Annotated in this window: 4 protein-coding genes; all 4 read right to left on the minus strand. The window is 45.1% G+C overall.

Features of this window, described 5'->3' with window-relative positions:
- Positions 1–2: 2 nt before the first annotated feature.
- Genes A9267_RS10590 through A9267_RS10605 form a run of 4 tightly spaced genes read right to left on the minus strand, consistent with a single transcriptional unit; the run spans position 3 to position 17,591 of the window.
- A complete protein-coding gene (locus A9267_RS10590; protein ID WP_082972333.1) occupies positions 3–6,038 on the minus strand; it encodes a beta-ketoacyl synthase N-terminal-like domain-containing protein in 6,036 nt (2,011 codons plus the stop codon).
- Complete coding sequence (locus A9267_RS10595) at positions 6,035–8,311, minus strand: PfaB family protein (protein WP_065109127.1); 2,277 nt, start codon at positions 8,309–8,311, stop codon at positions 6,035–6,037. Before A9267_RS10595 ends, A9267_RS10590 begins: the two co-directional genes overlap by 4 nt.
- Complete coding sequence (locus A9267_RS10600; protein WP_065109128.1) at positions 8,308–16,722, minus strand: type I polyketide synthase; 8,415 nt, start codon at positions 16,720–16,722, stop codon at positions 8,308–8,310. Before A9267_RS10600 ends, A9267_RS10595 begins: the two co-directional genes overlap by 4 nt.
- On the minus strand, positions 16,719–17,591 hold the full coding sequence (locus A9267_RS10605) for a transcriptional regulator (protein WP_065109129.1): 873 nt from the start codon (positions 17,589–17,591) through the stop codon (positions 16,719–16,721). Before A9267_RS10605 ends, A9267_RS10600 begins: the two co-directional genes overlap by 4 nt.
- Positions 17,592–17,917: the final 326 nt, after the last annotated feature.

Below are 17,917 nucleotides of genomic sequence, written 5' to 3' on the forward strand. Positions count from 1 at the left end.
CTTTATGCCTCTTCGATACAGATAGCGATGTCTTTTACTTCGTAAATGCGTAACCCGTCTTTGCTCAGGTTGGCGTCGCCTACGATGATGCGTTTGCCGTTTTCATCTTTGACTGCACTGATGTGCACATCTAACGACATTTGCTTATTCAATGGGTTAATTTGGCCACGGTACTTCCATTTGATGTCAGATAAAATCTGGCCAAATTTCGGGTTTGTGAAACCTTTACCTAAGTCTTTGCTGATGGCATAAGTCTGCATTAACTCGATGATGGCTTCAACGCCTAATGAACCTGGCATTACTGGATCTTGATGGAAATGGAATTGGAAGAACCAATCACTTGGGTCAATGGTGCGAGATGCCGACAAGTAACCTAAGCCATTTTTACCGCCTTTATCAACGATTTCAGCTTTGTCGATAAAGTTAAGTTGACCGCCAGCTAAGCGATAATGTGGTTGATTAGCGGGAGCATGGAACACGCGAGATTGCTTATCAAGTAAATCAACAGTGATATCAGCAGGGACGTTATTTTCAACATGCCATGGTTGAGTGATACGGCCGTTATCAATACCTAACTGGTTTTTAAGCGCATCGCCTTTAAAGTAGCCAAATACCGCGCTGCCTTTGTAGAAGGGCTCGCCGTCAACACTTAAGTCAAATGTGAAGCTTTGAATGATGTTGCTACCAGCAATAACGGTTGATAATAGCTTTGAATCGTTAACAATGGTTTTGCCACGTAAATCAACATCACGTAATAGTTCACCACTACCGTCTAAGTTACGGAAGAATAATTCTTCACCTGGGAAGCCTAATGTGGTGCCCATATAGCCTGAAATAAAGCCGTTTGGTTGCAGTGAAATTTCCATCAACACTGAATAAGGCATGACAGAGGCGTGGCTGTTTTTAGCGAAATACCATGCATCAGTTGGCACTTCATATTCTGCGATACACGATGACGGCTTTTTCAATTCGCCACGTTTACCTTGAATATCAACGATACGAGTCGTTAGCTGTAAATCGCCACATGGTGTGCGCGGTGGAATGAAACCACGGTAAATACTAAAGTCCGGTCCAAAGCAGTTTTCAATGTTGCCAGTGGCAAATTCGAACATGTGATACGCCGTGAATGGCAGGGTATCAGGAGTACGATTTGGATAATCTGGAATGATTGGCGCTTCAACATGTTGCAGTGGGATAACACCTTTATTGGTTGGTGCGCTTAAGTCTGGTAATTGCGCCATTAACGGTGCATTTAATGATGCTGGCGTGTTGTGGCTATTGTTCTTTTGGACTGCGCCAGAGGTTGAATGTGTTTCAGAAGAGTCGGCAGTGTAACGGGTACATTCACTTTCTTCTTTAATCATCACCCCAAGGTTTTGGAAGTCTACAACCGCTTTACCATTGAGCAATATTTCAATATTAGCTTTAGCATATGGGCGAGGGTGAGTGCCAATTTCAGTGACTTCCATGCGGTAAGTCAGCTCACCGTGCTGCGGCAGAACTTGACCACGACAACGTACTTTTTGTGAAGCATTCTCTAAAGGCTGGAAGCGACCATTTTCAACCAAGGTGTGCATACCAATGTGCAGCATAAAGAACTGCAATAATTGGCCACAACCTTCAGCCATTAATGAACCAGCCATCACTTGATCGCCCTTAAAGTGACAAGGGAAATACCAGTGATCCGGAGCTAATTGTTTATGACCTTCAATGAAGCCTAAGCCCCAAGCGCCGCCATGAATGTCTAGATTGCCCACTTGCTCAATCATCAAGAATTTTTCAGAAGCAAAACACAGTGAGTCTTGCTTACCTGATGCTTGCTGGTGGTTATGGTGCTCGCCAGTAAAACAACTGCCGATATCGCCATTGAGTAAGTGATGAATTTGACCATAGTCAAACTGGGTCTGAGCACAATGTAATAGTGGTTCAAAACGTGGTTTGTTCGGTGTATTTAACGCTGCTTCACGAGTTTTAATTTCATCTTCGGTGTAAATAACCCCTTTACCGTCATCTAACTCTTGATCGGTAAAGAAGCCAGCACAGCCGCCATCCATTTTCAGGATCATCTTGTCGCCAACAAAACACTCATACGAGAAGAAGAATAGTAAGGTGTCGCCATTCTTAGCGAAGTTATTAATCTTGATGTCGTAGCGCAGTGTGTCACCGCCGCGTGGTAAGTCATCTAAGAAGGTTAAGGTACAGTCAAGTAAGCGATAAACACGTTCACCTTTGTTTTCAAAATCAATCCCTAAGTAGCTGATTAACATTAAATCACATTGACCAGATTCAACGGCGACCGCCCATGGAATTTGACCATCGACAAGGTACGGCGCATCTTCAGGGATGTCGTACTCGGTGGTCATGCTACAAGGCTTATATTGGTTCATGGTCGCATCGAGTTTAGTCACGCGAGATACCAGCAAATAATCAGTGGTCGGAAGACGAACACGGCGAGAGTAGTTATCAATCACGGCATAATCTGGGCCAAATACTTTGGCAATATCACCTTCGGCATATTCTACTAAATCAGCGTAGTTCCAAATACATGGCTTTTCCGCTGGAATAGGCGCTGTGTACGGCGGCACATTTGCATGATCCGGACGCAAGATTGGCGCAGAGGCTACTGGCTGAGCTAATACATTTTCAGCTTGGACGGGCGCTACAGCTTGTGCAATCGATTGGGCAATATAAGGCTGACCATTTGCTTGTGCTACCTGCTGTTTTAAAAGCGCATCAGCGACTTTTAAGCCTTGCTCACGGCTCTTTAAAAATGCTAGTTGCGCTTGATGTGCTAACCATTGGTTTTGTTCAAAAGCGCTTAAATGCGCAGGCGGCACTTGGCTAACGGTTGCAGCAGAGCTCGTCACTAAAGACGTTTGAGCTGACTGAGCTGCTTGAGCAGTAGGCGTAGCCACCTTGGGTGTAGGGTTAAACTGGGTTGAACGATCAGAAAACGGCATAGAAGTCTCTGTAGTCATTGAATTATTGTTAGCGGACATAGGCGCTGAATTGGCATGAGCTGGGGCGATAAATTGGCCACGGTCATGTAGGTTCATTACAGTAGTAGGTGCAACAGGGTTAAGCTTGGCAACTTTCGCTCGAATACTGTCAATGTTATCCAGTGGCGCATCAACAATATGCTGGTAGATGTCACGACCACCTAAACTGACTTGCTTAACTAGGCTCAATTTCTTGGCCGTTTGCGCTTGTATATCAGTGTTCATACGAGTGCTCATCGCACTTGCTTGTTCAGCATTTTGGCTGATAAGAAGTTGTGAACACTGGTTTTCGCTCAAGGTAGCGATAATGACCTTTTGGTTAGGCTTATTGCTCAGTTTGCTATCCGAGTAAGCGTTCTGCACAGAAGTATTCAATCGAGTTTTCAATAAGCCATGCAATAAGCTGGCAATACCTGAAGCGGCAAAAGTATGTCCGATACAAGATTGCGCTTTGCTGGTGGTCGATTGGCTAAATAGCTGCGATAGCATTTGCGCATTATCAATATTAACCAAATCAGGTGCTTGGTTTAGCTCTAATAAATCAATATCAGTTGCGGCTAATCCAACAGGAGTTAACACGTCATCGCTAATGGTTGAAAGCTGGTCTGTATGACCAAATGCCAAACTGTCGATGGTGCCATAACTGTGGGTGCTTGCTGAATCTAGAGTATCTAACGCCCCTAAACCTTGATGTATTAGGTCGCAGTGCTCGCTATCAATCGCGGCTGCTTGCAATACAATTGCGCCAGCGCCTTCACCAATATTGAGTGCTTCAGTTGAGCCTGTTTTATCAATGTTCGCCGTCTTAAGGACAATATTTTCAATACTGCCAGATAAATCAACTGCTGCGATGATCACGGCATCTAGCGGCTCTTGACGCGACTCCATAGCCAATAGGTTTTGCGCCACATCTATACAACGATTTACCGACTGCTCGCCTGCTGAAATCGTAAAGGCTGGGCCATTAAAGTCCCATAACGATGAGATCCGCGACGCCATAATATTACCAATAAAGCTAGTGTATTGGTTCAGCTTGGCCGCATCTAAAACACTGTCCATCGCAAGGGTTTCGAGGGCTTGGTACTCATCGTCAGATAGGCTGACACCGTGCGCATTTAAGCTGGCTGCGATTTGAGTATGCAAATTAACGCGGCCGCGGAACTGATGTAATTCAAGTTCAGTTTCCATAGCGACTAGAACAGCCACTTTGCTACCTGACTCAAGCTTGGCATCATGAATCGCTTCATCAGCAACTTTCATTAATAAAAGTTGCTGTGAGATTAAGCGGTCATCTTCATTAGGTGGCACTTTAAAGCGTAAGAAGTCGAAATCAAATTGATCAATATAAGCGCCCATTGGTGCACTTTGTGCTAAACCAAATTGCTGCAACAACTCAGGGTGTTTGTCTAAGCCTTTCCAGCGTTTAGCGGGCAAAGTCGTAAATGCACTTTGGTTGCTGTTTACCGCAGCGGCAAAGGCATTAACGGTCGACAATGAACCAAAGTGCGATGCCATACCGGTAATATGCATTGGCATTTGCGCATTGATGGTTGTTGCAGGCGTTACACTTGCATTATTGGGCGTGCTGAGCGCAGCATCAGGACTCTTTACAAAGTATGACTCAACCAATAAATGGGCATTACAACCACCAAAACCAAATACTGACACACCAGCATGACGAGCCGTATTACCTGCTTTATCAGGCCAAGGTAGAACATCATTTGGCAAGGTTGCAGGGCCAAACATTTCTGATGGTGATGCAATCGGTGCGCTGATGTTAATACTTGGCGGCAGAACACCTTGGCGCATTGCAAAAATCATTTTCATGATCCCTGGCATACCCGCAGCGGTGAGCAAGTGGCCTAAATTCGACTTAGCAGATCCAATCAGTGGCGTGTTACTGCCTTTGAGTTTGTCGCTAAAAAAGCGCTCCATTGAAGTCAACTCCACTTTATCTCCCAAAGGAGTGCCTGTGGCGTGACATTCAATCACCTCAATGTTATCTGGGCCAAAGTTTTCATCGTGCATGGCAGCATCGGCGTAAGCACGCTCGAACGCTTTAACTTGGCCATCGCTGTTTGGGCTTAATACAAATTGGCCTTTGCCGTCATTTGATAACCCGATACCGCTCACTAGGGCATAGATATGATCGCCATCGCGCTCAGCATCTTCAAGGCGTTTTAGCACTAAAACACCAGCGCCTTCACCGGCAAATAGCCCTTTTGAATTGCTATCAAAAGGCGCTGAAATGCCATGATCTGGGTAGGCATGGAAAATGGAAAAACCCATATTAATAAAGAATGGGTCAGCGCCAGAGACTGCACCAGCAAGCATCATGTCAGCTTTGCCTGTATGTAGGTAATCACAGGCAAGTTTTAATGAGTAAACTGAGCTCGCGCAAGCGGCATCAAGACTGAGTTGTGCTGCGCCTAACCCTAGAGCATCGGCCACTAGTTTTGATGCATTATGTGCAATGGCGCCATTAGACAAAGAGGCTGGCGTTGTTTGCTCGCTATATCCTTCACTATCAAAAGGCTGCAATGTGAAACTGGGTTGTTGCAGCTTATCTTGTAGCGCTTTTTCAACGGCGCTGTGATAAATCGGCACAAACAATTCGTTAGATTTTGCCGTTGGGAACGACAAGGTACCCATGACAATACCTGTGCGATTTAATATCGCATTATCTTGACTGTTAGTGATATCCACACCGGCATCATTGAGTGCTTTGCGCGCTGTGTCTGTTGCCCATAAAAAACTGTCGTCAAGACCATTAAACTGCGCAGCTGGAATTCGGTAACCATTGGCATCAAAACTGAAGTTTTGAATGTAGCCACCTTTGTCACAATAAAAACGGTCAGACTGGCCTTGAACACCTTGAAAGTCTGCAGGGTTTGCATTGAGCTTTTGCAGACTAATGGTGCTGCGAGAGTCTTTTTTATCTAATAAATTTTGCCAGAACTTTGCTGGCGTATCAGCATCGGGGTACTGAGTCGCTAAACCGACGATGGCAATTTGGGGAACGTTTGATTGAGAACTCAAGATTGTTCTCCTTCTAATTGTGGAGCTAACTGAGCGGCTTGGCTTTGGTGACGGTTTTCGCGAGCAATGCTAGCGGTCAACAAATGGGATAAATTCTCAGTTAGATATTGTAGAGATAAAGGCACTTTATGCGAAATAAGCTGAGCGATAYATTTAAGCAGTGCTGTTTGATCATCACCTTTGGCATTGATTGCAATGGCTGACAGTGGCGCGTTTAAATGTGAATCGGTATTAGCTGCAGTGCGAGCAATTTTATCTATCAAGGTACTGGTTTGCCTATCTGCGCCAATTTCAACAAATAAACGTGCACCTAGATGACGAGCATTATTCACCAGTTTAGTGAAGTTCAGTGGCTGACAAAATGTATCTGCAATGGAATTGGCGATGTCCTGACTGGTCAATGAAATAGGCATTTGACTCGCAGCACTAATGAATTTGATGCTACTTGCTTGTGCATCAAGCACATCTTGGTCGTGCAAAGCTTGCTGATAAAACGCTTGAACATTATCACGAATAAGCATGGCGGGTTGCGTGTGCATGGCTGTGACACGATTTGCTGCAATGCCACGTTTACCGATTTGTTTCAATAAGGCTTTACAGCTTTGCTCACAACCCGCTAATACACAGGTATCACCTTGTATAATCGCTAAATAAGCGCGAGGGTAATCGGCAAGCACGGCTTCTATTTCAGTCGGCGCAGCACGCACAACAAAGCTATTCCAAACAATATCTTCACCCTGTTCGAGTTGCCATGCTTGACGGACGCAGTCGAGTCGGCCTGAAATATCAGAGGTGAAAATACTATTAGTTTGAGTGGCTTCAATCATATTGTGAGGCGTTTTCCAGACATTAAGGCTGGCCCACATTGATGCTTCACCCATAGAATAGCCCATTGCAAAATCAGGCTTAATGGCAAAGTGTTCGGTAAGCACTTTAGTTAAGATATAACTTGCGCCAACCCCAGCAATAGCAAGCTCGCCTAAACTCATGTCTGAGGTTTTGGCATTTTCTGCATAAATACAATCAGCTTGAAGCATGGCTTTTACATCACCATCTCGTTCAAGTTGAGCAAACAGAGCGGGGAAGTACTGTGGCAGTTGCGCAAACATTTGCGGATAAACCGTACCCACACCCGGATACACAAAACACACGCCGCTACGACCAAGCGCTTCATGCTGAGTGATGGTTAAACAACTACCCGAAGGCGTTTTGTACTCAAGTTCATTTATCGATCCAGATGTGTCATCACTTGCTGTACTGATTTTGGCTAACATGGCCTCAATTTCAGCGATTGCAGTAACTACAGAGTTGGCCATGATAACTGCAGACAAGGGTTTGGTTTGATCAAATGTCTTTAAGTAATTGAGCATTAAAGAGATAACATGGCTAGGCTTGTTTAGAAGCAGCTGACTGTCTAATTGATTGCTCTGTTGCTGATTAAGCGTATTGAGCGCCGCTAATAGCTCATGCAAAGATTGGATCATGCAAGCAGAGGAGTCGGCTGCTAGGGGGAAGAATAGTCTGTTTTCATCAAGCATCGAGCTTGCTTGTGCCAGTTCAGTACCTTGCACAAATACTGCAGCATGTTGTCTACCTGCTTCTGTAAAATTAAAGCTAGCTACACGGTTTTGGTGCATTTGGGTGAACCAATATGTTGCTTCGCTTTGGCGGTTTTTACTTTCAGTGTCGGTAAGGTTATTGGCTTTTGTATCAGGTAAAAGACGTGCAGCAATACGACTTATTAGCATGACAAGCTGAGCAAACTTGTCTTTATAACAAGTTAACTCACTGACATCGACCAAGGTAGGCGTAATGTGTTCACGTTTAGCTTGCGCTAAGGCGCTTTGCATTGCGCCTTGTATGTTATCGGCTTCTCCCAAGCCCGTTAAGTAGGCGTGGGGGTGACAGCGATGTTTAGCGGCAACAATGGCTGGCATCATCAATACTCGATACGGTATTGCTGGATGGCTCAGTAACACAGTATGTTGCTGCTCAATATGGGCAATCGCTTGGGCAAAATAATCACTAAAGCTAAGCGTTTGTTGGCTTGCTGTAGCAAGGTTATCTATGCCAGTATCTAAGCTTGATACATCAATTTCAAGGTCAATGGCAGACTCGCCAATGACCTGCGCCAATGAACACGGTTTTATGGCTGCAAATATGTCATCAGCATTTTGTGCTGGTGCGAGTGATGTTTGATCATTCGCGACCAGTTTTAAGGCTATACGCATACTATTGATTGCAGCCGTTTTTGCAGTCAGTTGAGTGCTCACACAGACTCCTGCAAGTCAGCAATTGCTTTAGCAGGGGCAAGAAATGCCTCATTTAAGCTTTTGCTGATGGTCGTTTTTGCGCTTAGCATAGTGCAGCTTAAGCGGCCATCTTGATGGTAAAGTGCAATGTCAGCTGTTAACGAACGGCTGGTACTCTTAAGCACAGATAACACCAAGTAACCTTTATCACCTGATGCAAATGGTGCATAAGTCGTTAACTTACCAATAGTCGACGGCAAGCTTGCAGCATCATGCTTAATACGTGCCCAGACTAACATGGCTTGCAGTAGCAAATCTTCGGCAAATGCTTGGCTGCCACCTATGGACAGATCAGGCGCAAAGCCTTTGCAATCTGCGGAACTAATTTGTGGTAATTCCACGTTGCAAACCAGTTGCGTGTCATCAGCAATCAAGACTTGCTTGATGCCTTGCAGGCGTGGTCCATGAAATAAGCTACCGTTTGAATAAAGCTCGCTATCAGTGCTAATCACTTTACCTGCACTTGCTAACTGTTGTGCATCCGCAATGATAGTTGGCTGTGTTGTTAAAGTTTGGCCGTTAATGACGGCTTCATTGATCACAAGGTTTGCTTGATACTGAGGTCGTAGTAAGCTATCCACTGGATCGTTATGCATACGACTTGCAATCAGTGCTTTTAAGCCTGATTCAGTTTGCGTCAATGTCAGCGTTAATACTTGCGGCTCTTTAGTCTCAAAAATAATGCCTTTGAGCAATTTATAATCTTGAACCGTCACAGGCAGGCTACACAATTGCTGCGCAGTTTCACGCATCCATTGTATAGCACACACTGTTGGCAGTACTGGATTACCCGCAATGCAATGATCTTCAAGGAAGGGCATAGCAACAGGGTCTAGTACTCGTTCAACACTCACCGTGTTACTCACAACACGGTGACTTGCAGCATTATTTAAAGAAAGAATCAGCGAACCCTCGGCATTAAGCGAAGAGTCCGCATTAAGCTTTTTTACAGCTGCGCCTGTTTTATCTGCTGAGCTTGAGCCCTGCATACTTGAGCCAATTAATAGCTGTACGCCCGACTCAGACAATAGGCTGTGAGCAAACAAGTTTGCGCCTTTATCGAGTGGAATAACGTATACGCCGCGCTCAACAAACATTTTCTTCAATGCTGAACTGACCATTCCGCCATCCCAAGGGCCCCAGTTAAAGCTCATGACTTTTGCTTGCGGGTAGTTAGCTGCAAGTTGAAGTGCTGTCTTGTTGAGGATCTCATTAGACATTGAGTAGTCACTTTGGCCAGTATTGCCATAGAAACCGGCTGCTGATGAGAACATAGCAACCAGTTTTAACTTGCTTGCATCAATCGCATTGATGATGCCTGCAAAGCCCGACACTTTAGTGCCATATACACGGCCTAACTCAGCTAAGGTTTTGTCTTGAATATGTTTATCAGCGAGTACACCAGCACCATGAATGATGCCTGTAATCGGTTTAACACCTGCAAGAGATTGCTTGATGGCTGCATCTGAGCTGACATCCATGCTGATGTACTCAGCACTTGCACCGACAGCTTTAAATGCTGCTAATGAGCGATCAATTTCTAAACTGCTGGTAATCGGCCAAACTAAGGCATCAATTTGCTTAGGTGTTGGCTTGTTACCTTGAGATTGAATAAAACCAATCGCAGCAGCTTTTAACTGACTTATGTTTACTTCACTAACGTTAGGCGCAGCCGCTATGACACTCTTTGCCCAAGTTGGTAAATCACCCGCTAAATGCTCACTGCGACCCGCTAAAATAAAGTGCGACTGAGTTTGTTTGGCAAGAGTAAGGGCACATTCAAATGTGACGCCTTTAGCACCGCCAGTCACCAATACAGTATCTTCACTGTTTAAAGATGTGGTTTGGTAACGGGTTTGAGCAGTTGCCGTAGCTGATAAAGTATGACGACCTTGGTCGCTAATACCCACTTCAGCTGTTGCTGTATCAACATCAAATAACTCTGCAATAACGGCTTGTGCTAACTCGACAGCTTCAAAGCTTGGGGTAATATCCAATGCTCTACAGAACACAGTTGGCCACTCATGACCTAATGTTTTAGTTAAACCTGATAATGCAGCTTGGTTTAGCTCAGCCTTTGCAAGCTCGTTATTGTTTAAGTAACCGAATCCACCATCAATGCGGCTAACAGTCATAAAGCTTACGCGCTCAGTTTTAGCCAGTTCAGCAAATGATTGCTGAAGGTGTTTAGCCATCAAGAAAGCTTGCTCTACAGCTACAAAACCTGCATCACTTAATGGCAAAGCACCTTGTGCTGCTAGTTGAGGTTGCAGGTGAACAAAACCGGCAATCTTATGCTGCTTGCTAATTTGAGCAATGACATCGCTAATCGCGTCGTCATTGACCGCAGATAAAGTGAAGCTGGCAATATCACTGCTCAGCGGTGATTGCGAAGATGTCACTGACTCAGGACTACGAATAACGGCGACGGTTAGGCCTGTTGCTACTAATTTTTCAGCTAAAACACCTGCGTTATGGCCGTCATCATTGATAACGATACAGGCGTCTTTTGAAAAACCGTCAACTAACTTATCCGCCGCTGGTAGCTTTTTTAGCGCAACTTCCTGATGAGGAGGTAAGTCAGTTGCTAACTCAGCTGCGGGTGCAGATTGAGTTTCAACGCTCGCTTGCTTTTTGTTCATAGCGCCTGCGGCTGGCAGTTTAGCGCCCATATAAGATACGATTTCGCCTAGGGTGCGACACTCTGCTAAATCTTCAGGATTTAATTCAGGTAAGCCTGGTAGCTCGTCTTGAACCGTCCCTAAAATTTCAACACGCTTGATCGAATCGATGCCTAAATCCGCTTCCATATCCATGCTTAATTCAAGCATTTCAGTTGGGTAACCGGTTTTTTCAGCAACCACAGTCATCATTGTGCTTTGAACTTGCTCTGCTGTTAATGCTGACGAGGCGCTCAGGGCTGTTTCTGCGGTTGAGGCAGCTACTTGAGAAGCGCCTGCTGCGGCCTGTGTATTAGCGCCTGCGGCGGGTAGTTTACTCCCCATATAAGATACGATTTCACCTAGTGTACGACACTCAGCTAAATCTTCAGGGTTAAGCTCTGGTAGCGTAGGAAGTTCATCTTGAACTGTACCTAAGATCTCAACTCGCTTGATTGAATCGATGCCTAAATCCGCTTCCATATCCATGCTTAATTCAAGCATTTCAGTCGGGTAACCTGTTTTTTCAGCAACTACAGTCATCATCGTGCTTTGTACTTCTTGTGCGCTCAAGGCTGTTTCAATACTTAAACCTGATTCTGGTGTGACTGTGTGAGTCGCATCTGCAGTATTGCTGTTCATAGCGCCTGCGGCGGGTAGTTTACTCCCCATATAAGATACGATTTCGCCAAGAGTACGACACTCAGCTAAATCTTCAGGACTTAGCTCTGGCAGTGTTGGTAATTCGTCTTGAACTGTACCTAGAATTTCAACACGTTTGATTGAATCGATGCCTAAATCCGCTTCCATATCCATGCTTAATTCAAGCATTTCAGTCGGGTAACCAGTTTTTTCAGCAACCACAGTCATCATCGTGCTTTGAACTTCTTGTGCGCTTAAACCTGATGCTTGAGCAGCTACTTGAGAAGCGCCTGCTGCGGCCGGTGTATTAGCGCCTGCTGCGCCCGGTGTATTAGCGCCTGCAGCTGAAGTTGTAGGAAGCTTAGAATTCATATAGTCAACAATTTCACCAAGTGTACGACACTCAGCTAAATCTTCAGGACTGAGTTCAGGGAGTGTTGGCAGTTCGTCTTGAACAGTACCTAAAATTTCAACACGCTTGATTGAATCGATGCCTAAATCCGCTTCCATATCCATGCTTAATTCAAGCATTTCAGTTGGGTAACCGGTTTTTTCAGCAACGACTTCTAGCATGGTATTCAAAACTGTTTCAGCGCTAAGACCAGATACCGGAGCCGCAGACTGAACTGGTGATGCAACTGGGGCAGAACCAGCAGCGGGTAGCTTAGAGTTCATGTAGTCAACGATTTCACCAAGAGTACGACACTCGGCTAAATCTTCAGGACTAAGCTCTGGCAGTGTTGGCAATTCATCTTGAACGGTACCTAAAATTTCAACGCGTTTGATTGAGTCGATGCCTAAATCGGCTTCCATATCCATGCTTAATTCAAGCATTTCAGTTGGGTAACCTGTTTTTTCTGCAACGACTTCTAGCATGGTATTCAGAACTGTTTCAGCGCTAAGGCCTGATGCTGCTTGAGCTGGCGCGGTTTGGGTTTGAGCTACTTCGGCGGCACTTGCAGGAAGTTTAGCGCCTGCAGCGGGTAGCTTGGAGTTCATGTAGTCAACGATTTCGCCCAATGTACGACACTCGGCTAAATCTTCAGGGCTTAGCTCTGGCAGTGTTGGTAGTTCGTCTTGCACTGTACCTAAGATTTCAACACGTTTAATTGAATCGATGCCTAAGTCTGCTTCCATATCCATGCTAAGTTCAAGCATTTCAGTTGGGTAACCGGTTTTTTCAGCAACCACTTCTAGCATAGTATCCAGAACAGTTTGTGTGCTCAGGGCTGTTTGTGAGCTCAGGGCTGTTTGTGAGCTCAGGGCTGTTTGCGCGCTCTGAACTGTTCCTGCGTTTAAGCCAGCAGGAGCTGTTACTGCAGAATCTGTTACTACAGGAGCGGCTACAGGAGCAGGTGCTTTAATTGGTTCAACACGTGGGGCTGGAGCGGCCATCGCGGCAGGTTGAGCTACAGGTGTGGCCTTTACTACTGGCGTGTTTACGACAGGAGTTTGTACAGGAGGTGCTACTTTCACCGCTTCAACTACTGGTGAATTAACGACTGGCGTATTAACAATTGGTGCGTTAACAATAGGAGCTGTAACAGGTGTTTGACCCGTTAGCATGTTTAATGCATTTTGGCTTGCCTGAGCTTGCTGCTCTAAAAACAGGGTGTGACTTTGCAGCGTTTGCGCTTGATGCTGATGGAATAACTCAATCGAGCGTTGCAAGCTTTCAGGAATGGCTTGGCCTGCTGCAACCATTTTACTTTGCTCTGCCATCAAGTGAGTAAAGGTGTCACCGTATTGTTGCGGAATGGCCAAGAATTGTTGATGCAGTTCAGCGGCTTGTTGCTGTGCATTAAAGAACGCTTCTAAACTGCCTGAAGCAGGAGCAGCCTGAGCTGATGCATGAGGTGCTATTGCTTGAGGCGCTGCGTTAGACACTGTTGTTGCGCCAGATGTGGCAACTTCAACATATTCAGTTTTAATGACTTCTTTTTCCACGATCTTCTCTACTACTTTTTCAACAGGTTTTTCGATAACTTTCTCAACAATTGTTTCGACAACTTGAGAGGTTACTTGGCCTGTTGCTAATGATTTTTCCATCTTGGCACGAGTAGGTGCACTGATGTGGTTGGTTGCATTGAGTTTAACGTTCATGCCTTTTGGTACCGCAGGCGCTGCGATTTCAGCTTGATAAGGGTCAATGCTTGAGAGTGGCGCACCTAAAACGCTAAGTTGCATAGCTGCAACACGAAGTTGCACATCACTGTTGCCCTTAGGGTTTGGATTGATGCTGATAACGGATACCGCTTCAGCTTTATTACCTAGGGTCGCTTCAACCAGTTTTTGCAGAATGTTCTTAGGGCCGAACTCGACAAATACGCGCGCTCCCGCATCGTACATATTGTTCAGCTGATCAGTAAAACGAACTGATTGCAGCATATGTTGCTTGAAAGCGGCTTTAATTGATTTAGCGTCACTTGGGTGTTTGTCACCAGTGGCATTTGAGAACAGGTCGACTTTGCTCGCCGTGAACTTAGCTTTATCAATGGCTTTAGCAAATGGCTTTTGCGCATGCCCCACAAGTGGTGTGTGGAAGGCGCCAGAAACAGGTAGCGCGATAGCTTTAAAGCCTAAAGCAGCAATGGCTTTAGCTGCATCGGCGCAGCTTTGTGTTGGGCCTGCAATAACTAGCTGAGTGGCTGAGTTGTAGTTAGCCACCTTAACGCCTTCAAACTCGCTAATGCAGCTTTCTAATTTAGCGATGTTATCGCTATTTGCTGCATCATTTTCATTAGCTGACAAGATAATGGCGTACATCGTGCCTTTATCTAATTCATTGCCATCTTTATCAACTGCTGATGCGGCCATTGAAGCGCCGCGAGCATAGGATAATTGGTAGTAGTCGTCATTAGAAATAACGCCAGCAGCGCAAAGAGCTGAAAGCTCACCAAAGCTGTGACCTGCAAACATATCTGCGCTAAAACCTGATTGAGTAAACAGTTGGTATTGGCTCATGCTCATTACACCAATGGCGCTTTGCGCGTTATCAGTGCGGGTGAGTAAAGCTGCTTGCGCATCTTTATCTGCTTTTTCAAAGGCTGGAATTGGGAACATCACTTGCGATAATGGCGTTTTATCAAAGCTTGCAAATACCTTGTCGGCTTTGATTAATTGCTGGCGCATTTCAGGGAAGTGACAAGCAACATCAATCCCCATGTTGACGTACTGAGAACCTTGACCTGCAAATAATGCTGCTACTTTCGGTGTGTTAGCTGCTTTTTTACCTTTAGTCGTCTTTTGGTTGGCATTAATCGTGATGAGCGCAGATGAGCGATAGCTCGTACCTGATGGTAATTGCCATGCTTCAGCGTCGTTACTTAGCTGCTTTAACGCTAAACCAAGTTGAGTGGTTAATTCATTAAGGCTTGAGACCACAAGACCCAAACGGGCTGCTGAAGTATCTAAAGTGCGAACAGCATATAGTTTAGCAATGCGGGCAAGTTCAGCTTGTTCGATGCTGCTGTTATCTGTGCCTTTAAGCGCGCTGATGTCAGCGTTAAGCTTGTTGATTTCTGCAATGAGCTCAGCTTTATTGTCAGCGCTAATCAATAAGCTTTGTGCTACTTGGCGCTGACGATATTTCTCATCACGGCTGTGCTCTGGGCTGTATTCTTCTAGTACTAAGTGGAAGTTTGTGCCACCAAAACCGAACGAACTTATACCAGCTCGGCGTGGTGTGCCATCAGGGCGAGGCATCCAAGGGCGAGTTTCAGTGTTAATGAAAAACGGTGAATCCTCAACATTAAGCTTAGGGTTAGGCTTAGAGACGTTGATGGTTGGCGGCAGCACTTTATGATGCAGTGCTAACGCCGCTTTAATCACACCCGCGGTTCCCGCAGTTGATTTAGTATGGCCCACTTGTGACTTAACTGAACCTAAAGCAATGTGTTGCTTGGTTGAGTCATTCTCACCAAATACAGATTTAAGACCATTAAATTCTGCCACATCACCCGCTGCAGTGCCTGTTCCGTGAGCTTCAATTAAGCCAACGGTTTCAGGTGCAAAGCCGGCGTCATCATAAGCACGCCTCAGCGCTTTAGCTTGGCCTTCAGGTCGAGGTGCATAAATTGATTTGAACTTACCATCAGATGAAGCGCCGACCCCTTTAATGACTGAGTAAATACGGTCACCGTCACGTTCAGCATCTTCAAGACGTTTTAATGCCACCATGCCAATGCCTTCACCAATCATCATGCCTTTTGAGTCGATATCAAATGGCTGAATCGTTTCATTGGTGGTAAACGCTGGGGTTTTTGAAAAACTCATGTACATCGATGGCGAGTTATCGGTACACACACCACCTGTGATCATCATTTCACTGCGGCCTTCAACCAGTTCGGTTAACGCCATTCGCATTGCCGCAAGTGAACCTGCACATGCTGCATCAACCACACAGTTCATGCCGCCTAAGTCAAAGCGGTTAGCAATACGACCAGCAATAACATTACCAAGCGATCCTGGGAACGAGTTTTCTTCCCAGTGAATGTATTGGTCTTGGAACTTTTTGATCAACATATCGCTGTCGGCATCGCTTAGGCCGCTGCTTTTAAATACTTTTTTAAGCACAGGGTATTGCAGACGTGCTGTTAGGCTGGCATTAATTTTTTGGCCACCACCCACACCCAGCGTAATACCAATTTTATCGGTATCGTACTCAGAGGTAACGCCCGCATCTGCAAGCACTTCTTTGGCAATCACTAATGACAATAATTGCGAAGTATCGGTCAGTTCTAGGATATTTGGCGGCAGGCCAAATTCCATTGGGTTAAAGTCCACTTCAGGGATAAAACCACCGCGTTTACAGTAGCTCTTATCTGGCGTGCTCTTGTCAGCATCAAAGTAATCTTCAGCGCGCCAGTGGGTATCAGGTACTTCGGTAATAGCATCAATTTTTTCGCTGATTAAGTCCCAAAACTTATTCAGGTAACGAGAGTTGGCAAAGATACTGGCCATGCCGACAATGGCAATAGGCATGTCTTTAAGACGTTTATTCAGTCTTGTATCTTGCGACTCGTTATTATCTTGAGAGCTAGTCTCAGGATTTGTAGGGGCTTGGCTCATTTTGAGTCTCCAGTGTTCAGCTGATCCTTAGCTGATTTATTTTTTTGGTTTGCCGCTTCCGTGGATTGTAAAACTGTTGCGCCAGGAAAGCGGGCTAAAAAGGTGTGGTAATTTTTGACTAATAACTTACGTAAATGAAACGGGCCGTGCTTTAACACATAAGCGATATAACGATTTGTCGCTTGTGTGTGATTGTCTTGATATATGTCGAGATACACCCAGTCGGTTGCAAAGTCGACACCGAGCAAAATGGAATAACTGTCAGCTTGAGTGAGTTGAGGTGGAATCGTTAACGATACAACCTGTACAACGTTATCTGGTGTCGCCTCAGGTAATGCAAGGGTTGTAGCGAGCGTTTCAGGGTTCAGCGTATAAGTCGCTACATCTGTACCCTGAACAATAGGCAGCTGATTAAAATAACGTTCAGGCACATGAGGGCTTTCAAATTCATCTAGTTTTGATATGCCGTAGCGCTTTAAACATCGGGCTAAACCAGAGCGAGAGACGTTAGGGTTGATAAATTGTTGTGTGACGTGAAGCAATCTATCCAGTGACATTTTTAATTGATAACGAAGTCCCACAACCACGTATTCCTCCATTGGTGAAAGAGTGGTTTTCAAATGATGTGGAGTATTGGGCGTATCACTGATTGAGTCGCGCTTGCGCCACTTTCTGACAGTGGCTTCCGAGATATTAAGAATCTTAGCCAATTGACTAACACTGAAATCAGAAGTCTGAATAAATTGACGCATTTCAGGAGTCGTTGTTGCATTGCGATGGCGAACAGGGGCCATCGCAACATCGGTTTCTGATGTGGCTTTCTTAGCGGCTGTTTGAGTTACAGCGTGAGCTTTTCTATTTGCGGTCATTTAAGGACTGCCATAGTTCGATGAATACTCCGTACAATCTGTTGGGACTCGGTATAAAAACGTGAAGATTAACGTTTGTTCATCTTCAAAATTAGCGTTTTAGCACAATCGAGCATGCAGAGTACCTGAGGTTTCGGGTCGATACAATCACCCGAAACTAATTAATCACTGATACGACCAGAATTAGCTAACACTTGTAAGCCGAATAGGTGATTTTGTTATAAAAAACGTTGCCGATGTAAACACTGATCTAGGTCAATTCATCTGAGTTGTTAGCCCCGTATACTATTTTTATGCGCAATAAATAGCCAAACGTAAACAAAGTT

The organism is Shewanella sp. UCD-FRSSP16_17, assembly GCF_001675935.1.
Classification (GTDB): domain Bacteria; phylum Pseudomonadota; class Gammaproteobacteria; order Enterobacterales; family Shewanellaceae; genus Shewanella; species Shewanella japonica.

Excerpts from the sequence above, each read along its gene's own strand:
- A9267_RS10600 (WP_065109128.1), bottom strand. The coding sequence starts at position 16,722 with ATGAGCCAAGCCCCTACAAATCCTGAGACTAGCTCTCAAGATAATAAC.
- A9267_RS10605 (WP_065109129.1), bottom strand. The coding sequence starts at position 17,591 with ATGACCGCAAATAGAAAAGCTCACGCTGTAACTCAAACAGCCGCTAAG.